General features: G+C 54.1%; 18 protein-coding genes and 2 tRNA genes. 14 read left to right on the top strand and 6 right to left on the bottom strand.

Going from position 1 to position 23,459, the window contains the following annotated elements:
• The first annotated feature begins 96 nt into the window (after positions 1 to 96).
• The 5 genes from CU041_RS04465 (at position 97) to CU041_RS04445 (ending at position 6,929) form a co-directional block, all read left to right on the top strand.
• Complete coding sequence (locus tag CU041_RS04465) at positions 97 to 1,401, top strand: aspartate aminotransferase family protein (protein ID WP_101245954.1); 1,305 nt, start codon at positions 97 to 99, stop codon at positions 1,399 to 1,401.
• A 38-nt stretch (positions 1,402 to 1,439) separates the two neighbouring features.
• On the top strand, positions 1,440 to 1,787 hold the full coding sequence (locus tag CU041_RS04460; RefSeq protein ID WP_233433004.1) for a Dabb family protein: 348 nt from the start codon (positions 1,440 to 1,442) through the stop codon (positions 1,785 to 1,787).
• A gap of 178 nt (positions 1,788 to 1,965) precedes the next feature.
• The gene (locus CU041_RS04455) at positions 1,966 to 2,976 is read left to right on the top strand and encodes an HlyD family secretion protein (RefSeq protein WP_101245952.1); all 1,011 of its coding nucleotides are present in this window, start codon (positions 1,966 to 1,968) and stop codon (positions 2,974 to 2,976) included.
• Positions 2,976 to 5,783: a ribosome-associated ATPase/putative transporter RbbA gene (rbbA, locus tag CU041_RS04450; protein ID WP_101245951.1), complete on the top strand. Its 2,808-nt coding sequence runs from the start codon at positions 2,976 to 2,978 to the stop codon at positions 5,781 to 5,783. Before CU041_RS04455 ends, rbbA begins: the two co-directional genes overlap by 1 nt.
• A gap of 3 nt (positions 5,784 to 5,786) precedes the next feature.
• Entirely contained in the window at positions 5,787 to 6,929 is a 1,143-nt protein-coding gene (locus CU041_RS04445; protein WP_101245950.1) for an ABC transporter permease, read from the top strand.
• Between the two features lie 52 nt (positions 6,930 to 6,981).
• Here the strand turns inward: CU041_RS04445 and CU041_RS04440 are convergent.
• A tRNA-Val gene (locus CU041_RS04440) sits at positions 6,982 to 7,058 on the bottom strand.
• A gap of 16 nt (positions 7,059 to 7,074) precedes the next feature.
• A tRNA-Val gene (locus tag CU041_RS04435) sits at positions 7,075 to 7,151 on the bottom strand.
• 260 nt (positions 7,152 to 7,411) lie between these two features.
• On the opposite strand from CU041_RS04435, the gene CU041_RS04430 reads away from it, so the two are divergent.
• The 3 genes from CU041_RS04430 to CU041_RS04420 all read left to right on the top strand — a co-directional run bounded on the left by CU041_RS04430 (position 7,412) and on the right by CU041_RS04420 (position 9,861).
• Positions 7,412 to 8,278 (top strand): N-formylglutamate amidohydrolase, encoded by an 867-nt coding sequence (locus CU041_RS04430; RefSeq protein ID WP_101245949.1) that lies wholly within the window; start codon positions 7,412 to 7,414, stop codon positions 8,276 to 8,278.
• A complete protein-coding gene (locus CU041_RS04425) occupies positions 8,278 to 8,853 on the top strand; it encodes a GNAT family N-acetyltransferase (RefSeq protein ID WP_101245948.1) in 576 nt (191 codons plus the stop codon). The genes CU041_RS04430 and CU041_RS04425 overlap by 1 nt, the downstream gene beginning before the upstream one ends.
• A gap of 165 nt (positions 8,854 to 9,018) precedes the next feature.
• Entirely contained in the window at positions 9,019 to 9,861 is an 843-nt protein-coding gene (locus CU041_RS04420) for a hypothetical protein (RefSeq protein WP_101245947.1), read from the top strand.
• Positions 9,862 to 11,010: 1,149 nt separating this feature from the next.
• On the opposite strand, the gene CU041_RS04415 is transcribed toward CU041_RS04420, so the two are convergent.
• The 3 genes from CU041_RS04415 to dgcN all read right to left on the bottom strand — a co-directional run bounded on the left by CU041_RS04415 (position 11,011) and on the right by dgcN (position 14,569).
• A complete protein-coding gene (locus CU041_RS04415) occupies positions 11,011 to 12,048 on the bottom strand; it encodes a GGDEF domain-containing protein (protein WP_233433003.1) in 1,038 nt (345 codons plus the stop codon).
• A gap of 534 nt (positions 12,049 to 12,582) precedes the next feature.
• Complete coding sequence (dgcA, locus tag CU041_RS04410; protein ID WP_101245946.1) at positions 12,583 to 13,563, bottom strand: N-acetyl-D-Glu racemase DgcA; 981 nt, start codon at positions 13,561 to 13,563, stop codon at positions 12,583 to 12,585.
• Between the two features lies 1 nt (position 13,564).
• Positions 13,565 to 14,569 (bottom strand): N-acetyltransferase DgcN, encoded by a 1,005-nt coding sequence (dgcN, locus tag CU041_RS04405; RefSeq protein ID WP_068518089.1) that lies wholly within the window; start codon positions 14,567 to 14,569, stop codon positions 13,565 to 13,567.
• A 270-nt stretch (positions 14,570 to 14,839) separates the two neighbouring features.
• Between dgcN and CU041_RS04400 the strand changes: the two genes are divergently transcribed.
• The 5 genes from CU041_RS04400 to CU041_RS04380 all read left to right on the top strand — a co-directional run bounded on the left by CU041_RS04400 (position 14,840) and on the right by CU041_RS04380 (position 20,892).
• A complete protein-coding gene (locus CU041_RS04400; protein ID WP_068518283.1) occupies positions 14,840 to 16,189 on the top strand; it encodes a glutamine synthetase family protein in 1,350 nt (449 codons plus the stop codon).
• Between the two features lie 225 nt (positions 16,190 to 16,414).
• Positions 16,415 to 17,515, top strand: coding sequence for a polyamine ABC transporter substrate-binding protein (locus CU041_RS04395; protein WP_101245945.1), 1,101 nt, complete (start codon positions 16,415 to 16,417; stop codon positions 17,513 to 17,515).
• Positions 17,516 to 17,963: 448 nt separating this feature from the next.
• Positions 17,964 to 19,130 (top strand): ABC transporter ATP-binding protein, encoded by a 1,167-nt coding sequence (locus tag CU041_RS04390; RefSeq protein ID WP_101245944.1) that lies wholly within the window; start codon positions 17,964 to 17,966, stop codon positions 19,128 to 19,130.
• Positions 19,127 to 20,056, top strand: coding sequence for an ABC transporter permease subunit (locus CU041_RS04385; protein WP_068518092.1), 930 nt, complete (start codon positions 19,127 to 19,129; stop codon positions 20,054 to 20,056). Before CU041_RS04390 ends, CU041_RS04385 begins: the two co-directional genes overlap by 4 nt.
• Complete coding sequence (locus CU041_RS04380) at positions 20,053 to 20,892, top strand: ABC transporter permease subunit (RefSeq protein WP_101245943.1); 840 nt, start codon at positions 20,053 to 20,055, stop codon at positions 20,890 to 20,892. The genes CU041_RS04385 and CU041_RS04380 overlap by 4 nt, the downstream gene beginning before the upstream one ends.
• Positions 20,893 to 21,008: 116 nt before the next feature.
• Here the strand turns inward: CU041_RS04380 and CU041_RS04375 are convergent, their stop codons facing one another.
• Complete coding sequence (locus CU041_RS04375) at positions 21,009 to 21,719, bottom strand: TetR family transcriptional regulator (RefSeq protein WP_068518094.1); 711 nt, start codon at positions 21,717 to 21,719, stop codon at positions 21,009 to 21,011.
• Positions 21,720 to 22,109: 390 nt separating this feature from the next.
• On the opposite strand from CU041_RS04375, the gene CU041_RS04370 reads away from it, so the two are divergent.
• Positions 22,110 to 23,351, top strand: coding sequence for a YjgN family protein (locus CU041_RS04370; protein ID WP_101245942.1), 1,242 nt, complete (start codon positions 22,110 to 22,112; stop codon positions 23,349 to 23,351).
• Positions 23,352 to 23,459: the final 108 nt, after the last annotated feature.

Here is a 23,459-nt window from a genome sequence, read left to right as displayed (position 1 = left end):
TTCCAATACCGGAATGCTATCATTATCAATTTTACGAAGATATCAACAGCCGATACCCTGTATCCATCAAAGACACACGCTTGCAGGGAGCCAACCATGTCAAACAATTCCGATCCGAAATTCTGGGATGCCGCCAAAAAACACCTGATCCGCTATGGCGGAACGTTTGAACCGGCGATCATCGAACGTGCCAAGGGATCGTTTGTGTATGATGCCGATAATCGTGCGATCCTTGATTTCACATCCGGGCAAATGAGTGCGGTTTTGGGGCACGGGCACCCGAAAATCGTCGAAACCGTGCAGCGCCAGGTCGAAACCGTGGCCCACCTGTTTAGCGGCATGTTGACCCGCCCGGTCGTCACCTTGGCCGAACGTTTGGCCGCGCTTGCGCCGGGGCTTGATCGCGTGCTTTTGCTGTCCACGGGTGCCGAAAGCAACGAAGCCGCCATTCGCATGGCAAAGCTTGTTACCGGCAAGCACGAGATCGTCGCTTTTTCCAAAAGCTGGCACGGGATGACCGGGGTTGCGGCATCGGCGACCTATAGTGCGGGACGCAAGGGTTATGGCCCGGCGGCGGTCGGATCGCTGGCCATTCCGGCCCCCAATGCGTTTCGCCCGCGGTTTAAAAATGCCGACGGATCGCTTGACTGGCAGACCGAGCTTGATGACGCCTTTAACCTGATTGATGCGCAATCGACCGGCAATCTTGCGGCGTTTGTTGCCGAGCCGATCCTGTCAAGCGGCGGGATGCTGGAACTTCCCAAAGGTTACCTTGCCGCACTCAAGCAGAAATGCGTTGAGCGCGGGATGCTGTTGATCCTGGACGAGGCCCAGACCGGCATTGGCCGCACCGGCACCATGTTTGCCTTTGAACGTGATGGCGTGATGCCCGATATCCTCACCCTTTCAAAAACCATCGGGGCCGGATTGCCGCTTTCGGCCGTGATGACCACGCCGGAAATCGAAGATGCCGCCCATGAAAAGGGCTATTTGTTCTATACCACCCACGTTTCCGACCCCCTGCCCGCCGCAGTTGGCGTGACGGTGCTGGATGTTGTGGCCGAAGAAAACCTTGTGGCCCGCGCAGGTCACTTGGGCAAACGGCTGTTTGACGGGTTGGCTGCGTTGAAAAACCAGTATTCATGCGTGGGGGATGTGCGCGGACGCGGGCTTATGCTTGGTATGGAGATCGTCAAGGATGGCGGTGCGCCCGATCATGATCTGGGGGCCGCGATTGCGAGTGAGGCATTCAAGCGCGGGCTTAGCATGAATATCGTCAAGCTTCCGGGCATGGGCGGTGTGTTCCGCATTGCCCCGCCGCTGACCATTACCGAAGAAGAACTTGATCTTGGCATTGCGATCATCGGGGACAGCATTGCGGCAAGCCTTAATGGTCGCTGATCACGTTCACATCAGTTGACAGACCAAACGAAACAAAGGTGAAATCAGACAAAGCTAACCTTCACAAAGGTCTTGTCATGATCCGCCATATCGTTCTGGTCAAATTCCAATCGGGCATCAAACAGGATGACATCACATCCCTGTTTGATGCCCTTGCCAATCTCGGCACGCTCATCCCCGGCATGCGGGGCTTTGACGGCGGCATATCGGTCAGCCCGGAAAACCTTGAACAGGGTTTCCGTCACGGGTTCTGCATCGATTTTGATGATGCCGCCGCGCGCGATGCCTATCTTGAACATCCCGAGCATCAGAAACTTGGCGGGCAACTGGTCGGGATGCTTGACGGTGGTTTGGCGGGATTGGTGGTGTTTGATCTTGAGATGTGAGCTTTCGTAAACTGGTACTTTCTAATTTGCGCGACATCAAAGAACGGCACGTGACAACCCTTTAGGATCATTCCAGAAAATCGGACATTGCAAGCGTAAGCGAACTCTGGTCAGATATTACGATCAGAGATTGTAGATCCCTTGCCCACTGTCCTGGCCCCGTTTCTCGGAGAATGGAATGAAGAACCTGCGTTCTGTGCTGATTGTTCTTGTGGTGATTGTGGCAGTTGCCGGTGGCGGCTTTGCCTATTGGAAATCCCAGCAATCCGAGCTTCCCGACTTTATCGCATCGGGTAATGGCCGCATTGAAGCCGAAGAAATCCGGGTGGCAACCAAATATGCCGGGCGGGTCGACGAGGTTCTGGTTGATGAGGGCGACACGGTCAGTGCCGGTCAGGTTCTGGCACGCATGGACACCGCCGAACTGATGGCCAGTCAGGCCCGCGCCCGGGCCGAAGTTGCCGGTGCCGAACAGGGGATAGCCGAGGCCGAGGCCCTGATCATCCAGCGCCAAAGCGAGCTTTCCTTTGCCCAGCAGCAATTGGCGCGCGCCAATGAGCTGGTGAAAAACAACAACATTTCCCGCGAACAGGTCGATCAGCGCCGGGCCGACCGGGATGTTGCGCAGGCGGCCCTTAGTGCCGCACAGGCCAAGCTTGTGAGTGCACAACGCAATGTCGAGGCGACCGAAGCGGAACTAAGACGCATTCAGGTCCAGATTGATGATTCAGTCCTGAAAGCACCGCGCGATGGGCGCGTACAATATCGCCTTGCCGAACCGGGCGAGGTTTTGTCGGGTGGCGGGCCGGTCATCACGATGATTGATCTAAGCGATGTTTACATGAATGTGTTCCTTCCCACGCGACAGGCCGGTCTGGCCTTTGTTGGCAATGAGGCGCGTATCATGCTCGATGCCGCACCGGGCTTTGTGATCCCGGCCAAGGTATCGTTTGTTGCCGATGACGCGCAATTCACCCCGCGCGAGGTCGAAACACGGTCCGAACGTGACAAGCTGATGTTCCGGGTCAAGGTCCGGATTGATCGGGAATTGCTTGCCGAACATATCAAGCGGGTCAAGACCGGCCTTCCGGGTGAGGCCTATATCATGCTGGCCGATCATCAGGACTGGCCCGATGCATTCACGCCAAATGTGCCCGATGACGCCACCCTTCGCCAGAGCATGAAGTAATGAGTGATACCGGCTCAAAGCCCGTTCACGCTGTCGGTCAGGGCGTCGTTCAGGGTGTCGATCATGCCATCGAACATGCCGTGCGGCTTAAAGATGTGTGCCACCGCTATGGCAAGGTCACGGCGCTTGATCACATTGATCTGGAAATCCCGACCGGACAGACCGTGGGCTTTATCGGGCCGGATGGTGTGGGGAAATCCACTGCCCTTGCCCTGATATCGGGGGCGCGCAAGGTTCAGGACGGGTTGGTTGAAACATTGGACGGATCAATGGCCGATCGCGGCCACCGCAACGATATCCTGCCCCGGATTGCCTATATGCCCCAAGGGCTTGGCAAGAACCTTTATATGGATCTGACGATCCGCGAAAACCTTGATTTCTTTGGCCGATTGTTTGGCCAGGGCAAGCGAGAACGCAACGAGCGGATCGCGTCCCTTACCAAGGCGACCGGACTGGCACCCTTTACCGAACGGCCCGCCGGAAAGCTTTCGGGCGGGATGAAACAGAAGCTTGGCCTGTGTTGCGCGCTTATTCATGATCCCGATATCCTGATTTTGGATGAACCGACCACCGGGGTTGATCCCCTGTCGCGACGGCAATTCTGGCAACTGATTGATGCAATCAGAGAAACCCGGCGCGAGATGACGGTCCTTGTCGCCACCGCCTATATGGATGAGGCCGCCCGGTTTGATCATCTGATTGCGATGAATGACGGCAAGATCCTTGCGACCGGCAGTGCCGATGACATCCTGAGCCGGACCGGAACAGATAACCTTGAAGCGGCCTTTATCGCCCTTTTGCCCGAAGAAGAACGCCGCGGACATCATGAACTGATCATTCCGCCGCGCACCAGCCATGGCGACAGACCGGCCATTGTTGCCGAAAACCTGACCCAGCGATTTGGCGATTTTACCGCCGTGGACAATGTCAGTTTCCGCATCGAAAAAGGCGAGATTTTCGGGTTTCTGGGCTCGAACGGTTGCGGCAAAACCACGACCATGAAGATGCTGACCGGGCTTTTGGCAGCCACCGAAGGCACGGCAGAACTTTTTGGCATGCCGGTTGATGGCCAGGATATCGAGCTTCGCCGCAAGGTTGGCTATATGAGCCAGGCCTTTTCGCTTTATTCCGAACTGACCGTGATGCAGAACCTTGAGCTGCATGCGCGGCTGTTTCACCTGTCCGAGGATCAGATCAAGCCGCGTATTGACGCGCTTTCCGAACGGTTCGGGCTTGGTGAATATCACGATGACCTGGCAGAGCGCCTTCCGCTTGGTGTGCGGCAACGCTTGTCGTTGGCGGTTGCGATCATTCATGACCCAGAAATCCTGATCCTTGATGAACCGACATCGGGTGTCGATCCGGTGGCGCGTGACGGGTTTTGGGAATTGCTGGTCGAACTTTCGCGCAAGCACGGTGTGACGATCTTTATTTCCACCCATTTCATGAATGAGGCGGAACGGTGTGATCGCATTTCGCTAATGCATGCCGGCAAGGTCTTGATCAGCGACACGCCCGACGCAATCACCAAGGGACGCGGATCAGAAACCCTTGAAGAAGCCTTTATCAGTTATCTGGTCGAGGCTAGTGGTGAACAGGAAAACGCCCCCGAACCGGAACCAGATCAGATTTCGGGCGATGACATTCAACCCGATCACTGGAAACCGGCAAAGGCATCGATATTCAGCCCGCGTCGACTTTGGGCCTATTCATTGCGCGAAACCATGGAGCTGATCCGTGATCCGATCCGGCTGATGTTTGCCCTGATCGGGACGGCGATCCTGATGCCGGTCTTTGGCTATGGCATTACGTTTGATGTTGAAAACCTGACCTATGCGGTGCTGGACCGCGATCAGACACCGGAAAGCCGGACCTATATCGAAAATCTTTCGGGATCGCGCTATTTTCGGGAACAGGAACCACTGATCAGCAATGCCGATCTTGAGGCACGGTTGCTGTCGGGCAGCATTTCACTGGCGATTGAAATTCCGCCCGGTTTCGGGCGCGATGTCGGCCGGGGTGCCAGCCCGGAAATCGGGGCCTTTATTGACGGCACCATGCCGTTCCGGGCCGAGACCATTCATGGCTATGTCGAAGGCATCCATCAACGGTATCTGAGCGAATCTGCCCGCCGTGAGGATGGCAGCACGACATCATCCCTGCCGATCCAGATTGAAACCCGGTATCGCTACAATCAGGATTTCAAAAGCATCTATGCCATGGTGCCATCGGTGATTGCCCTGCTTTTGATGTTTATTCCGGCCGTTCTGATGGCAGTGGGCGTGGTGCGCGAAAAGGAACTGGGATCGATCACCAATCTTTATGTCACCCCGGTTTCAAAGCTTGAGTTTCTGTTGGGCAAACAGTTGCCCTATATCGCACTTGGTTTGATCAACTTTTTTCTGATGAGTGCCATGGCGCTGTTCTGGTTTGAGGTGCCGTTGCGCGGCAATGGATTGACGCTTTTGCTTGGGGCAACATTGTTTGTGATTTCGACCACGGGGCTTGGTCTTTTGATTTCGTCCTTTACCAGCACCCAGATTGCCGCCCTGTTTGGCACGGCGATCATTACCATGGTGCCATCGGTGATGTTTTCAGGAATGATGCAGCCGATTTCATCACTGGAAGGCGCACCGGCGGTTCTTTCGACCATCATCCCGACATCGCATTTCATGTCAATCAGTGTCGGCACCTTTACCAAGGCGCTTGGCTTTGCCGAGCTGTATCCCGAACTGATCAAGCTTGCGATCTTCTTCCCGGCACTCAGCATGATTTCAATGCTGCTTTTGAAAAAGCAGGAGGCCTAAGTGATGTTGGCAAGACGGATCAGCAATATCTATCGGCTTGGCATCAAGGAGCTTTACAGCCTTAAACGCGACATCGTTCTGATGATCCTGATTGTCTGGGCGTTTTCATTTGCGATCTATAACGCGGCGACCGGGTTTTCCCATGACCTCAACCATGCGTCGATCGCGATTTCCGATCAGGACGGATCGGCGCTTTCACTGCGCATTCGTGATTCATTCCTGCCGCCATTTTTCCAGAACCCGGTCCAGATCGAGGAACGCGACCTTGATGCGGCAATGGATAGCGGTGAATTCACCTTTGTACTGGTGATCCCGCCGCAATTCGAACGCGACCTGATTGGCGGGCGCAATCCGGAAGTGCAGCTTAATATCGATGCCACAGCGATGATGCAGGCCGGGATCGGCCAGGGATATGTCAGCAATATCATATCGCGCGAAGTATCAACCTGGCTTGGCGGCAAATCGGCCTATGCCGGATCCAATGGCGACAGCACGGCCCAGATCGTCACGCGCTATGCCTATAACCAGAATGCGACCAGTTCGTGGTTTACCGCGACCATGGAAATCATCAATGCCATTACCATGCTGTCGATCATTCTTTCGGGGGCGGCCCTTATTCGCGAACGCGAACATGGCACGATCGAACACCTTCTGGTCATGCCTCTTGATCCGTTTGAAATCATGATGGCAAAGGTCTGGGCCAACGGGCTTGTCATTCTGATTGCCAGCACGCTGTCGCTGACCTTTGTGGTCGAGCTTATCCTTGGCGTGCCGGTGATCGGATCAAAGCTGTTATTCATGGCCGGTACGGTGCTTTATCTATTCTTTGCCACAGCCCTTGGCATTTTCCTGGCAACCATGACGCGATCCATGCCGCAATTCGGGTTGCTGTTTATCCTGGTGGTCCTGCCGTTGCGCATGCTTTCGGGGGGCACCACCCCGCTTGAAAGCATGCCCGAAACCCTTCAGAGTATCATGCAGATCGCCCCATCGACCCATTTCGTGAAATATGCGCAAGCCATTCTGTTTCGCGGAGCGGGCATTGATGTGGTGTGGCCGGAATTTCTTTTGGTCTTTGTTATCGGCAGCGCGTTCTTTGCCTTTAGCGCCATGCGGTTCAGAAAAAGCATCGCGCAAATGCGCTGATCAAACAGGCCAGAAACACAAAACCCCGCGCGGCAACCCGGCGGGGTGGGAATGGTGGGCCTAACAAGACTCGAACTTGTGACCTCTCGCATGTCAAGCGAACGCTCTAACCAACTGAGCTATAGGCCCCTATGGGTGCAAAAGATGGTGGGCCTAACAAGACTCGAACTTGTGACCTCTCGCATGTCAAGCGAACGCTCTAACCAACTGAGCTATAGGCCCGCAAATCCATCTTTTGAAAGACCGCCCCGATCAGGGTGAAAGGATTGGTCCGTGCCGTTTGCGTCGGCGAGGCGGTATTTAGCCCAAGGCAGACAAAGGTGCAACCCCAGAAATGGTTTTTTGACAAAAAATCTTCATCAATTCTGCTCCAATTACCATATGCTAGGGAAGCCTGCTGCACCTGATCGGGTGCAGGATGGTTTTGGGGACCGCGGGATATTGAAGAACACTGTTACCAGGGATGGACGTTACGCACGACAATGAACCAGTTGCCTTCGGAAATTACCTCAACCGGCCCAGCTACTGTTATCCTGCCACCACGGCAAACATTGCCAGTGGTGTTTGCATCCCCACATTCAGGACGCCAGTACCCCCAGGACCTTATTGAAAGCGCGCGGATCGGATCGCTCGAACTGCGCGCATCGGAAGATGCCTTTGTCGATCAGCTGTTTACAGCCGCTCCGAAACTTGGCGCGCCGCTTTTATGCGCGACATTTCCGCGTGCCTATGTCGATGTGAACCGGGCCGCGATGGAGCTTGATCCGCGCATGTTCGAAGGCGATCTGCCCGATGATGCCGAAATCAATTCGATGCGCGCACTTTCGGGGCTTGGATCGATCCCGCGCGTGGTCAGCGGCGGGGTCGAGATTTACAAAAGCCGCCTGCCCGTCGAAGAAGCATTCGAACGAATTGATACCTATTACCGGCCCTATCACAGCGCGTTGCAGAAACTGATTGATCAGACACGCGACAGTTTCGGCTATTGCATTCTGATTGATTGCCATTCAATGCCCGGTGATTCCACCGACAGCATGAAAAACCGCGTTGATCTGGTGCTTGGCGATTGCTATGGAAGTTCATGCCACCCGTCATTGACGCGGTTTGTGGATGATTGTCTTCGCAATATGGGCTTTGGCCCGGCGCATAATGACCCCTATGCCGGGGGATATTGCACGCGCCATTACGGCCGCCCCGAAGAGCATGTGCACAGTCTTCAGATCGAGCTGTCACGCGCGCTTTACATGGACGAAGCCACAATCACCCCGCATCGCGGCTTTGACATTCTGCGTGATCAGATGACCAATCTGATTGCGGCCTTCCATGATCTCGACGGGAACCCGTTTTAATGACCGATACTGCGACCAGCGTTGTTTTGCACGATCTGGTGATCCGCGATGCCGAACCCGAAGATTTCGAACGCATTACCGAAATCTATGGCCATCACGTCCTGCACGGGCTGGCATCATTTGAAGAACGTGCACCCGAAATTGCCGAACTGACATCACGCTGGCAGCATGTGCGCGAACGCGGCCTGCCCTATCTTGTCGCCGAACTTGATGGCCGGGTCGAAGGCTTTGCCTATGCCGGATCATACCGAACGCGCCCGGCCTATCGCTTTACCGTCGAAGACACGATCTATATCGCGCCCGATGTTGTCGGCAAGGGTGCGGGGCGCGCCCTGCTTTCGGAACTGATCAAACGGTGTACCGCGCTTGGTTACCGCCAGATGGTGGCCGTGATTGGCGATAGTGCCAATGTGGCATCGATCGGGCTTCATGCGCGGCTTGGCTTCCGGGTTGCCGGAACCCTTCAGTCGGCCGGGTTCAAGCTGGGCCGCTGGGTCGATAGCGTGATCATGCAGCGCGGCCTTGGCGATGGCGACGGCACAACCCCGGAAAACAACCCCTCGCGCGAGAAATAATTCCGGAATCAAGCCCCTGATCCGGGAACATATCAAGCCCGACACACTTATTATTCGATTTTTCTAAAATAAACTGCAAAACCTACTCTTGCAGCTAGTTCCGTGGGGCCTGAAACGCTCTTATTCTCCGACGCGTGATCCGCAATCGGGAGAAAGAGCGATAAGATGCTGAACGATCTTGCGACCAGCTATGCCGGCCTGCCCGATCAGGCCGCCCGTGCGGTGAATTTCTGCATGTTTGCCGCTGCCGGATTGCTTGGCGCGATGTCGCGCAGAAACAACGTATCGATCACGCGAACACAGTATTTTGTCAGGCTTTCGCTTCTGGGATTTGCCATTGCACTTTCCGGGGTCGCCTATGTTTTCACCATGCCCGCGATCGAGCATAATCTTTACTGGGTGATCACGGTATATCCGCTGCTTGTCGCCATGGTGGCGGGCTTTGTTCTTGGCCGCCTTTCGGTTGCCCGGGCGCTTGATATCGGCGGGCAGAAGCAACTGGCCATTCTGGGATTTATCCCGGTTCTCAATCTTTATCTGCTTTTGAAAAGCGGTCGGACAAGACCGGGTATCATAAGATCCGGCTCGGCATCCCTGCTGTCTGGCGGCAAAGGCGTCATGATCGGACTGGCGATCATTATGCTGGGTGCCTATACGTCATTCAATTTCAAGACATCCGCCTTTACGATCGATGATCAGCAACAGCTCAGTGCGAAGCTTGGCAAGATCGCAAACGACCTTCAGCCGATGCTGCCAATCACAACGGGGGAAACGGTTGACCTGGTCATGGTCAAAGCTGCCCGGAACGAGCTTCAGCGGACCTATATCGTTTATGATCCCGCCTTTGCCTTTACCGCAGACTCCCATGATCAGATCGCGGCCTATTTATGCAGCGATCCGAAAATTGCACTGTTGGTCAATGCCGGCGCCGTATTTGTCGAGAACTACGTCACCAGTCAAAAACATCTCAATACATTCCGGGTCAGCCGAACCGATTGCAGCCATTAGGGCAATCGTGCCCCGAAATATCAGCCCCGCGCATACTGGCGCGGCGTGGTTGATTTGCAACGCACAAAAATCCGCGCAAAAATTCAAAACGCATATCAACAGGATTATTGAGACAGCCGAAATCAACCTAAATGGCTGAATTCAGGTAAAAAAGAAGGCCGCCTGTGACAGCGGCCCAAGTCTAGGGAGGAAACGTCCAAGAAACGAGCGACAAGTCGCTCGCCGGAATGCACTGCGTCCTACCGCAGCGCACAAATGGAGATTACCCATTTGACGGGGAGGACGCAATAGCTTTTTGACTATTTTTTCGTCAAAAATACCGATGCATATTTTTTGATCACAATTTTATGACAATGCCCGCCAATCGGTCTGAATTTCCGATGTGGGAGGCTATTTTTTGATCATCAAAGAAAAGCGGATTTTCGAATCTGGAAAAAGAATCGATGCGAATCCATCGCATCAATCGCCCGAAATCCCCCTGCCCGGTTCGGGTGATTCGGGAAAATCACCCCTGAAAGCAAGAAAACCACCCGGGACAAGCACATCAAACGGCGTTTCGCCCGTCAAACACAGACCGAAAGCCCGAGAGATGCACGCAAGCATTGATTGTATCAGAACTTTTTCCCCCAATGCCGGGGATTAAAGTCGATCACAAAAGAAAATAAAAACCCGCGATTTGATGGCATGCCCGCAAAACACCGTCATGGGCAACCAACGAGGCGCCAACACCGCCAAAGCTTGCGAACCTGCACAGCCCGCTTGAACCACCGCGCAAAGGCCGTCGTAAATCGGAAGTGGTTATGAGAGCTTCGGATATCGGGTGCTTTAGGTGGGTGTAGCGTGCTGGATGCCCCCTGCGGAACAGAATGGCCGATGCTGGTGCTCAGATGCTTCGGCGCCAAGCCCAAGCGCCAAGCGTCCGAGAGACCGCCGACAAACAGGCATCTGACGTTAAGCGCCAGAAGCATGGCCCGTGGTGTGAAGCGCAGAGAGAGAGAGAGAGAGAGAGAGAGAGAGAGAGAGACAGTCCCGGACATGGACTTAAGGAGCTGCGGTGCTTCCGATGCAAATTGTCAGTTGAAGAACAGGAGCACGTACCGCCGCCGTCCTTTACCCGATGCTGGCAAAGGGCATACAGGATCAGACCGATCAATTCAGGGTACGGTCAACCGACTGGACATTGGCGCTGCAGGGTGCGCCAGCAGGCTTGCGGGTCGGGTGACGACGTCCGGACAGCCCGTTTGCAATCATGTCATCATGATCGCGGCGTTTTTTGGCTTCATACATGCGGCGGTCGGCCAGTTCGATCAGGTTTTGCGGCAAGGCGATTGCATCTTCGATCCGTTCAGACAGACCGACACTGGCTTTCTGGACCTGACCATTTTCAAGGGCGGCCAACCCCGGTGCCATGACACGATCAAGGACCTCGGCGGCGCGGGCGCGATCGAGTTCGGGCAGCAGGACCAGGAATTCCTCCCCGCCCCAGCGCACGACAAGATCGGAACGCCGGAACCGGGCAACCAGATTTTCACCGACCTCTCCCAGAATGCGATCGCCATAGTCGTGCCCGTAGCGGTCATTGATCTGTTTGAAATCATCAAGATCGATAAAGGCCACCGTATAGGGCACCTTTTTGCGCAGGGCGCCATCAAAGCTGACCTTGATCATTTCCATGCCAAAGGCACGGGTATAACAGCCGGTCAAAGGATCAATGGCGATTTCCTGGGCCGCGACAATCGTACGATAGAGCTGTACCAGTGCCGAAAAGACCGCAAGTGGCAGCAGCACCATCAACAGCAATTCAAGCGGGATCATGCCGGTGGCAAGGTCGATATAGCCCCCGACCACCAGAAGCCCGAGAATCGGCACACACAACATGACTGCTTCGACCAGGGTCACGGGCATGATCGCAATCATCACCACCAGCCCCAGCATCAGGAAACTGTGCGCGGTATGCATGCGTTCGGTCGCCTGAAGATCATTGCCGCAAAATACCGTCAGCAGACAGACCGCAACAATCAGCATCAACATCGGCAAATAGGGAAAATGCCGACGCAAGCGCGCACTGACCGCCCGGTTGGTGATGACGGCCAAGGCCACCCCGGACACCAGCAGCCGCATCACAAAGACCTGTGAGGACCACATATCAATCGAAAGAGAACCATCCCAGAACGGGACAGCCAGCATCAGCACCAACACAAAGAAGGCGGCGAAACGCGCCGATAGCAGAATCGTTTCCTTACGCCGCAGATGCAATAATTCCGCATGTCTTGGCGTATAGAGGAAGTCACGATAGCAACACCGCAAAGACCCGGCAGTGCGCCTACTATCTCTGAAGAGATCAGATAGCACGCAGAACAGCTCCACCTTCAATAATTTCAGGGACCTACCTGTCCCCGAATGTGACCATCATGGTTCCCTTATTTAACCAAAGATACAACTATCCATTGGAGGTGGTCGTATCCAAACGACATAGCGATCTTTGCAACACCGTCGAGAACCGTGGCGCAACATATTGATAAAAAAGATAATTATTCAAGTTTCAATTTTGGAATCGCTTTAAAAAAACTGAAACTTTTTCAAAATGGCAGCAAAGGCAATTCGACCTGCGGTCATATTGCGCAAAAGAAAAAGGCCGCACCCGAATGCCGGGGCGGCCTTTTGAAACATATCAGTCAAATGACAGGATGCACACAGATCACCGACCTGCGTGCATCGGCATCACCCCCAAAGGGCACGATCGGGAAGCCCCATCACCCCGTTTTTGAAGGTCAGGGCGTGGTCGCGATCCTTAGCCATCCAGATCGGACCATCAAGATCAACAATGCGCGACATTGCGCCGATGATCATGGCCGGTGCCATTGCAAGCGATGTCCCGACCATGCAGCCGGTCATAATTTGCATGCCTGCCTTGGAGGCTGCTTCGGCAAGTTCGAGCGCACCGGTAAGGCCGCCGGTCTTGTCGAGCTTGATATTGATCATGTCATAGAGATTGGCCAGACGCGGAATATCTGCCACCGTATGAACCGACTCATCAGCACATAGCAGAACCGGGCAATCGATATCGATCAGACCATCATCCTGACCGGCAGGAAGCGGCTGTTCGATCATTTCGACTCCCAACCCGTCAAGTTCGGCCCCGATATCTTCGAGCAGATCAAGTGACCAGGCTTCGTTGGCATCGACAATGATGCGGGCCGTCGGGGCACCTTCGCGAACCGCACGCACGGATTCGAGAACATTTTCCCCGTTCAGCTTGACCTTCAACAACGGCGCATGGGCGATTTTGCGTGCTGCTTCGCGCATGTTGTCAGGGGTATCGATGCTGAGCGTTTCGGCCGTTACCAGACCTTCCGGTGCCTTGTGCCCGATCATTTCCCAGACACGACGGCCGAACCGCTTGGCTTCGAGATCCCAATAGGCGCAATCAACGGCATTGCGTGCCGCGCCGGCCTTCATGGCGTCCTGAAGCTCCTTGCGGGTCATGCCGCGCGACAGGGCATCGGCCTGGGCATTGATATCAGCAATGACACCATCGACCGTTTCCCCGTAACGGGCATAGGGAACGCATTCCCCATAGCCCGTATGGGTGCCGTCCGTCAGGGTCACCTTGACCACATGTGCCTCGGTCCGGGCCCCGCGCGAGATTTTGAAAACCTGTGCAAGGGGGAAGACTTCGGAAATCACAGTGAGTTGAGGCAACTTAAATCTCCTGAAGCTTGTCGACGATCGACGCAACGCCGGTGCGGACCGGGTCAACAGCCGGAAGACCGAATTCGGCTTCGATATCGGCCAGAAGCTTGGTCGCGGCGGCATCGTCAAGCGCCTTGGTGTTGATGGCAAAACCGACAACCACACAGTTCGGGTTGGTCAGTTTGGCATGCATCAGATTGACATCCATGCAGGTCTTGAGATCCGGAAGCTTGTAGCCCGGAAGACCACGCATGTGCGCACGGGTCGGTTCATGGCAGACAACCAGCGCATCGGGCTGGGAGCCGTGGATCAGGCCCATGGTCACACCCGAGAACGAAGCGTGGAACAGGCTGCCCTGCCCTTCGATAACGTCCCAGTGATCTGCATCATTGGCCGGCGCAATGGTTTCAACTGCACCGGAGATGAAGTCGGAAATCACCGCATCAACCGAGATGCCTTCGCCGGCGATAAAGATGCCGGTCTGGCCAGTTGCGCGGAAGTCGGACTTCATGCCGCGTTTTTTCATTTCGGCATCAATGGCAAGAGTGGTGTACATTTTACCAACCGAGCAGTCGGTACCAACTGCCAGCACGCGCTTGCCGGAACGTTTTTCGCCGTTGCCGACCGGGACCTTGCCATCGAAGTGGCGAACGTCAAACAGCTTTACACCTTTGGCGGCAGCAGCTTCGACCAGCTCGGGAATCGTCGAAAGACGGGTATGAAGACCGTTGGCGATATCCATGCCGGCATCAATTGCGGCAAGCAGGGTTTCCATCCATGCCGGGCCGATAATGCCGCCACGGTTGGCAACACCAAGAACCAGGGTTTTGACGCCAGCGGCCTTTGCTTCGGCGATCGTCATTTCCTGCAGACCGAGATCAGCCTGACAGCCCGGCAGGCTGAGCTGACCGACGCACCATTCCGGGCGCCACTGCTTGATGCCGATTGCGGTTTTTGCAGCCAGTTCGTCCGGCGCGTCACCAAGAAACATAAGATAGGGATGTTCGATTTTCATAATACCTCCTTGACCAGCGTCCAAGCGCTGCCCTTATAATCTGGAGCAGTTATACCGCAATATGGTGGGGTCGTTCCAGAGATATGAATTGATATCTTCGACGATCACACCGATATTTCGACTATAATTCGAAAAACAAAAACAATAACAAAATAAAATACAAAACTCTTCGAAGACCAACATTCTTTCTTGTGAAATTTGTCGGGAATGGCCCGAAAAACGCAAGAAAATGCAATTTTGAAGGACTGGCGTGAAAGCGCCCGACTACATATGAGCACCGATCTCAAGAAGTGGCTATCTGAGCGAAAAATCGAAGAAGTCGAATGCATTGTACCGGACATGTCGGGGGTGGCCCGGGGCAAGGTTCTGCCGACGCAGAAGTTTCTGCGCGGTCTGGAAGCCAAAAGCCTTGCCATCCCGGAGGCGATTTTCTGCCTGACTGTAACCGGCGGCTATCCGGAAGAAACCGATGCATTCCTTGACCCGGCGGAAAAAGACGTCGTCATGGTTCCCGATCCGGAAACCATCCGCGTCGTGCCGTGGTACGAGGAGCCGACTGCCCAGATCATCTGCGATTGCTATCACTTCTCTGGCGAGGAAGTTTCGACCTCGCCGCGCGGGGTTCTCAAACGTGTTCTCAAGGCATTTGAAGAACGCGGCATGAAACCCGTCATTGCCCCGGAACTTGAATTTTATCTGGTGGCGAAAAACACCGATCCGGACAACCCGCTTGAACCGCCGATTGGCCGTTCCGGCCGCCCGGAACGTGCATCGAACGCGTTTGGCATTGATGCGATCAACGAGTTCGACCCGCTGATCGAAGATCTTTATGACTATTGCGAAGCCATGGATATCGATGCCGATACCATGAGCCACGAATCCGGTCCCGCCCAGCTTGAAATGAACTTCAACCATGGTGAGCCGCTTGAACTGGCGGACCAGTCGTTCCTGTTCAAGCGCACGCTGCGCGAAACCGCACTCAAGCATGGAGTCTATGGTACCTTCATGGCCAAACCGATGGGCAACCATCCGGGCAGTGCGATGCATATTCATCAGAGTCTTGTCGATATCAATACCGGCAAGAACCTGTTTGCCGATGATGACGGCGAAAACTCCAAGATGTTCCTGAACTATATTGGCGGCTTGCAGCGGTATCTGCCTGCGGCCATGCCGCTTCTGGCACCGAATCTGAACAGTTATCGCCGTTTGCAGCCCTGGTCGGATGCCCCGATCAACATGCACTGGTCGCTTGATAACCGAACGGTCGGTCTGCGTCAGCCCAATGGCCCGGCAGCCGCACGCCGGATCGAAAACCGCATTCCGGGTGCCGATGCCAACCCGTATCTTGCGGTGGCAGCGTCCCTTGCCTGTGGTCTTCTGGGTATTCTTGAAGAAGTCGAACCGACGTCGCCGATCGAAGGGTCGGGCTATGACCGGGCGCATTCCCTGCCCCGTCATATCCACGAGGCACTGGCGAAATTCCAGCGTTGCAAGCCGCTGAAAGAACTTCTGGGCGAGGAATTCTCGGCTGCGGTTCTGGCGGTCAAGGAAGCGGAATGGGATGCCTATCAGACCGTGATCAGCGCCTGGGAACGCGAGCACCTGTTGCTCAACGTTTAAAATCACAGATCGAATTTTGCGCCGGGATCCTGAACCCGGCGCAAGATTATTGCATCTCGAATGCCCAAATTTTCACTTGATGCGAAAAATGCACAATTTTCCATCTTGTGTTTGACAATATCCTGATGCATTCGAAGGATATTGGACGTGTCCTCTTGTCCTGGGGGAATGAAACAACAGGACGCCCAAACTTTTCAAACGCTGCCACATGGGAGGCTCAGCGAAATGAAATCTCTTCTTAAATCTTCAAGCCTTGTTGTGCTTGCATCCGTTGGCCTTGCCGGCGCGGCGCAGGCCGAAGATGTTCTGAACATCTATAACTGGTCGGATTATATCGGCGAAGAAACCATTGCCAATTTCGAAAAAGAAACCGGCATCAAGGTTAACTACGACGTCTATGACAGCAACCAGGTTGTCGAAGCAAAGCTGCTGGCAGGCAATTCCGGGTATGACATTGTTGTCCCGACCCTTGCCGATGCCGAACGCCTGATCAAGGCCGGTATCTTCCAGGAAATCGACAAATCGAAATTGTCCAACTATGGCAATCTTGATCCGGTCATCCTGAAACAGCAGGCCAAATACGACCCGGACAACAAATTTGCCGTTCCGTATTTCTGGGGTACGAACGGCTATGGCTATAACGTCGAGAAGGTCAAGGAAGTCCTTGGCGACGACGCACCGGTCGATAGCTGGTCACTGATTTTCGATCCGAAATATGCCGAGCCGCTGTCGAAATGCGGTCTGAGCCTTCTCGATGATCCGGGCGAGGTTGTGCCGCTGGTCAACTTCTATCTTGGCAATATGGAAGACGGCGCACCGACCGCAGAATCGATTGAAACCGCGATTGCCGAGCTGGAAAAAATCCGTCCTTACGTGACCTATTTCCACAGTTCGCAATACATCAACGATCTTGCAAACGGGAACACCTGTGTTTCTGTTGGCTGGTCGGGTGACGTTGGCATGGCTGCCCTTCGCGCCGAAGAAGCCGGCAACGGCAACGAGATCAAGTATGTCATCCCCAAGGAAGGCACCCTGATCTGGTTTGATGCCATGATGATTCCGGCCGATGCGCCGAATGCGGAACTGGCACACAAATTCATCGATTATGTGCTGCGTGCCGACGTTGAAGCCGACATTGCCAACTATGTTGCCTATGCCACCCCGAACCTGGCGGCAATGGAACTGGTTGACGAGGAACTCCTGAACGATCCGGGTATCTACCCGCCGCAGGAAGTCAAAGAACGTCTGCGTTCGAAAGTCGAACCTGGTTCGCGCGAACTGCGTACCCGTACCCGTCTTTGGACCAAGCTTAAAACCGGTCAGTAAGACTGTATTTGCGATCATCCCCTGATGATCGGACAACAAAACAGTTCGAACCATCAAAGGGCGCGATTTTCATCGCGCCCTTTTCTTATCGGCGACATCAAGTGCCAGACGCCCAGTGCCGGCCACCTCCCGCCCCCGGCATCGCTGTGACTCGCAAAGCTGTGAAGACAGTCACACAATCCCCGCCCGTCCGCGCGCCGTCCTCAGCGGTCGAAGAATGCACATTTTCTGAACACCCAAAGGCCATTTTCTGCCGTTTTGGGCGGCAAATCATATTTGTTGTTCAAAATATCGCACACCCCTCTTTACAGATTGTAGAATTGCTTCATCCTGTTATCAGAGCGAACCGACACCCGGCGCCGACGCAATAATCAAAAACTTGCGCAGCAGATCATCAGGGACTGTCGTCTGGTCAAATCGGTTCATCATGACACTGAAAAAGGGGAGAATGCTGGTGCCTGAGGCGGTTTTGGATCGCGCGCATGAGGACGTGCATAAGACGCAACCTTGGAACAATCCAGATGCGGTTCCCTATATCCGCTTCGAGAATGTGACCAAAAAATTCGGCGACTTTTACGCTGTCGATGACGTTTCCCTTGATATTTATCGCCACGAGCTTTTCGCCCTTCTGGGCGGTTCGGGCTGCGGGAAAACGACGCTTCTGCGCATGCTTGCCGGATTTGAAGAACCCACATCGGGCAAGATTTTCATTGATGGTGTCGATATGGCCGGCGTCCCGGCCTATGAACGCCCGACCAATATGATGTTCCAGTCCTATGCCCTGTTTCCGCATATGAGTGTTGAACAGAATGTGGCGTTCGGCCTTGTTCAGGACGGCGTTTCGCGCGCCGAGATCAAGGAACAGGTTGCTGATATGCTTGCCCTTGTGCAAATGACCAAATTTGCCAAACGCAAACCCCATCAGCTTTCGGGTGGTCAGCGCCAGCGTGTCGCCCTTGCACGGTCACTGGTCAAGCGCCCGAAGGTGCTTTTGCTTGATGAACCGTTGGGTGCGCTTGACAAGAAGCTGCGCGAACAGACCCAGTTCGAACTGGTCAATATTCAGGAAAAAGTCGGCACGACCTTTGTCATGGTGACCCATGACCAGGAAGAGGCCATGACCATGGCATCGCGCATTGCGGTGATGAATGAAGGCGTGATCAATCAGATCGGCACCCCGTTCGAACTGTATGAATATCCCAACAGCCGCTATACCGCGAACTTCCTGGGCCAGGTCAATCTGATCGAAGGTGTTCTGGTTGATGATGATGAAAAATACGCGGTCATCAAATCGGACGAGGCCAATTGCGATATCTATATCGATCACGCCGTTCAGGGCCATGAAGGCATGACTTTCTGGGTGGCACTGCGCCCGGAACGCCTGCGTCTGACCAAGGATGCGCCGGAAGACACCAAATATAACTGCCTGTCGGGCAAGGTCGAAGAGATCGGTTATCTTGGGGGTATTTCGACCTATCACGTGCGCCTTGAAACCGGCAAACGCATCAAGGTCACCGAGCCCAATTCCACCCGCCAGATCGAACCGCGCTATACGTGGGAAGACAGCGTGTGGGTATCGTGGGAGGCCGGGGCTGCTTCGGTTCTGAACAAATGAGCAGTGACAAGCTAACCATCAAGCAAAAATTTGACCGCTGGATGATCAAGCATGGCCGGGTATTGGTGATCGGGATCCCTTATTTCTGGCTTTTCCTGTTCTTCCTTGTGCCGTTTCTGATCGTTCTGAAGATCAGTTTTTCAATGGCGGAATATGCACAGCCGCCTTATAGCGCCCTGTTTGCATGGATTGATGAAGGCGTCACGATCACGCTTAATTTCGGGAACTATCTGTTCCTGTTATCTGACAGCCTGTATGCCACGGCCTATCTTAATTCGATCCGGATTGCCGCCATTTCCACGATCATTACCCTTTTGATCGGTTATCCGATGGCCTACGGGATTGCACGCGCCCGCGGATCGATGCGCAGCGTTCTTTTGATGCTGGTGATCCTGCCATTCTGGACCAGCTTTCTGATCCGTGTTTATGCCTGGATCGGCATTCTGGACCGCGAAGGTCTGATCAATGCATTCCTGATGTGGACCGGGATCATTACCGAACCGCTGATCATGCGTCAGACCGAGTTCGCGGTTTATGTCGGCATTGTTTATACCTATCTGCCATTCATGATCCTGCCGCTTTATTCGACGCTTGAGAAAATGGATATCAGCCTGATCGAAGCGGCGATGGATCTTGGCTGCAAACCCTGGCAGGCCTTTGTGAAGGTGACCTTGCCGCTGTCCCTGCCCGGCATTCTGGCAGGGTCGCTTCTGGTGTTTATTCCAGCTGTTGGCGAATTCGTTATCCCGGAACTTCTGGGCGGTCCGAATACGCTTATGATCGGGCGAACGCTTTGGAATGAATTCTTTGCCAACCGTGACTGGCCGATTGCATCGGCGGTGGCGATTGCCATGCTGATCTTCCTTGTGGTGCCGATCATGTGGTTCCAGCATATCCAGACCAAGCAGGAGGAACGTGAACAATGAGTGGGAAACGTTCAACCTTCCTGATTTCGGCTTTGGTTTTCGGCTTTGCGTTTTTGTATGTGCCGATCCTGCTGGTCATTGTCTATTCGTTTAACGAAGGCAAACTGGTTACCGTCTGGGCCGGGTTTTCGACCAAATGGTATGTGTCGCTGTTTAACAATGACGGCATGATCGATGCCGCCTGGAACAGCCTGCGGATCGGGGTGATGTCGGCAACGCTTGCGCTGGCACTTGGCACACCGGCCGGGCTTGTCATGTCGCGCTTTGGCCGGTTCAAGGGCCGGACACTGTTTTCAGGCATGATTGCCGCCCCGCTTGTCATGCCCGAAGTCATTACCGGTCTGTCGCTTTTGCTGTTGTTTGTGACCCTTGAACAGTTGATTGGCTGGCCGGCCGGACGCGGGCTTTCGACCATCACAATCGCGCATACGACATTCTGCGCGGCCTATGTCGCGGTGGTCGTGCAATCGCGCCTGTCAGGCATGGACATTTCGGTTGAGGAAGCCGCGATGGATCTTGGCGCCAAACCGGGCAAGATCTTTTTCGTGATTACCCTTCCGATGATCCTTCCGGCATTGATGGCCGGGTGGCTTCTGTCCTTTACGCTGTCGCTTGATGATCTTGTGATTGCAAGCTTTGTCGCAGGGCCGGGTTCGACCACCCTTCCGATGAAGGTATTTTCATCGGTGCGCCTGGGTGTATCGCCGGAAATCAACGCACTTGCGACGCTGATTATCCTGGCGGTATCAATCCTGATTGTGATTGCCAGCATCCTGATCCTGCGATCAGAACGCCTGCGCAACCGGGCCGCCAATGGCGGTGCCGAGGCCACCTGATCATCAGGTCCTGCAAAGCTACAAACAAAAACAGCGCCGGAAGCACTTCCGGCGCTGTTTTGCATTATGATCCAATTTATCTGATCTGTCCGGTCAGTGTCGCACTGTGCGCGGTGCTAGCACTCGCCAGATGCGGCACGGCGCATCATTTCACGGCATTTCATGCCAGGTGCCGCCACCTGCCAATAAGACACGACGGCTTCTTCGGCAGCTTCTTCGAAATCAATGATCAGATTGGTCAGCGCATTCTGTTCCATCAGCTTTTTGACGCGATCAGGCAACTGCGACATCTGCCAAAGGCCAATCACCAGCGCATAGGATGAGCGCATCAGCTTGCTGGCATCGTCCGGGGTGATTTCGTAAAGCTCAGCCAGGGCATCGGCCGTACGTTTGACCATTGATGCCAGAAAACGGCGGTGGCCAACGACCATTTCATCGTCCGACCCCGATTCCAGCACACCTTGTGACAAGGACGCCAGATACAGGAACTTTTCGTTTTTCACGAGATACTGCACAAATTCGCGCGCCACACGGGTTGAATCCCGTTCCTCAGGCCGTCGCAGTGCTTCCTGATCGATGACATCAAGATTGTTCTCAAACCAGCCTTTCTGGAAATGGCGCAGCACTTCAAGGAAGAGTGCTTCTTTGCTTGAGAAATAAAGATAGAGGGTCCCTTTTGCCAGATTGGCCTTGCGGGCGACCTCGGCAGCCGATGGCAACGTTCCATCGCCTTCCAGATACAGCTCGCGTGCAGCATCCAGAATATCTGCACGGCGCTTCAGTTTCTGTTCGTGGCTACGCGCACGAACAAGATTCTCTTGTTCCATGTTGGTTAACTTCCCCCAGCGTTTTTCCCCGCGCATATTATTGCATTGTAATTCACCTAAAAGTCAAACCGTGGAACCAGAATAAATTGACAATTTTGATGACGCCTTGAAATAGCAGGGATTTTGCTTGTGCAAAGCTTCTTCCACTAGATGAATTGCAGTCATATAAATCAACCGACCTTGGCAATTCTGAACATTTTCCGCGAATCTGTACAGTTTTCGGGCGAGTCGTATTGTCCAATTTCCGATCTCACCTAACCTTTTGAGTGAGTGATCATGAGCTCACTACACGCTAAAGCTTAGTGCGGGGGAGACCAGCAACCTGAGACACAAGCAGGTGCCTTTTTCACTTCACCACGTTTGCAAAAGCAAACAGGGCACGAGGGGCTCATGACGAATCGAGACAATGACCAAAGTGATGTTCCGGAAGCAGAAGATCACAACGAAGTTGTGTTTTCTGAAACACCCTTGGATCAAACACATCACAAACTTGAATATACCGGCACATGGAACAAGATCATGGCTCTTGCCATGTGGAATGCCCTTTGGACCATTTTGACGCTGGGCATTTTTCGGTTCTGGGCCAAGACCCGGGTACGTCGTTATGTCTGGTCGCATACCAGAATTGACGGTGATGGGCTTGAATATACCGGACGCGGGCTTGAACTGTTTCTGGGCTTTGTGATTGTCGCACTCTGTGCGGGCCCATTCATTGCCCTTTTCGTTTATGCGCGCATGCAGGTTCCGGTTGGAAATGTCGGGATCAATTTCGCGATTGATCTTGCAATCTGGATACCTTTGATCTTCCTGATGCATATAGCCATGTACCGCGCACAGAGATACCGGCTGTCGCGCACATCGTGGCGGGGTATTCGCGGCCATCTTGGCGGATCATCGCTAAAGTATGCAGGGAATGCGCTTGTTTCCCTTTTCTTTACCGGCCTTACCCTCGGTATCTGCAAACCATACTATGACATCGAACTAATGAAGTATGAGCGCAACCATACGATGCTTGGCGATGCCAAGATGGCCTTTGGCGGCATGTTCACGCCCGCATTCAAGAAGTGGCTTGTTATCTGGTTTATTTTACTTCTGACCTATCTGGTCACGTTTGGGTTATTTGTGGCACTGGTGAAGGTGTTATTGCCACTTGCCATTGTGATCGGGCTTGTCGGCGCTGGTTTCGGAGCCTATCAATTCGCGCGGTATCAGGCCTGGTTCTTCCGCTATACGACCGGTGAAACATCACTGGGTAACCTTGCCTTTTCGTCGGAGCTTACCCCAAAGAAGCTGTTTAAGATCTATGCGGTCTTGCTGATATCCTTGGTGGTCCTGTTTGCACTGATCGTCATGATCTTTTCTATGGTTATCGGTGCTTCTATCGCTGCAAGTGGCAATGCCGGCCCCAACATGCCGTTTGTCTTTGCGATGACGTTCCTGTTTCTGGTCCTGCTTGGCCCGGTTCAGCAAATCGTCCTGTTGCCGATGTTTGTGCAACCGCTTATTGCCGCGAAGGTTTCATCCATTACAATGACGGGTGAAATTGACCGCTTCACGGTTCAGCAGGTCGCACGTAGCGAACCAAAGACCGGTGAAGGACTTGCCGAGGCATTTGATCTTGGCGGAATCTGACGACCCCATGCAAGGACAGGCACGTTTCTTCGACGGTCTGTCAATAACGTCGCATCATGTGGCGGTCACAATTGCTGACCGTCACCTGATCGTTGAACTTGATGATGA

This window comes from Thalassospira povalilytica (genome assembly GCF_002844235.1).
Classification (GTDB): domain Bacteria; phylum Pseudomonadota; class Alphaproteobacteria; order Rhodospirillales; family Thalassospiraceae; genus Thalassospira; species Thalassospira povalilytica.
The sequence above is the reverse complement of the archived record's forward strand: the minus strand, read 5'-3'. Positions and strand labels throughout refer to the sequence as shown.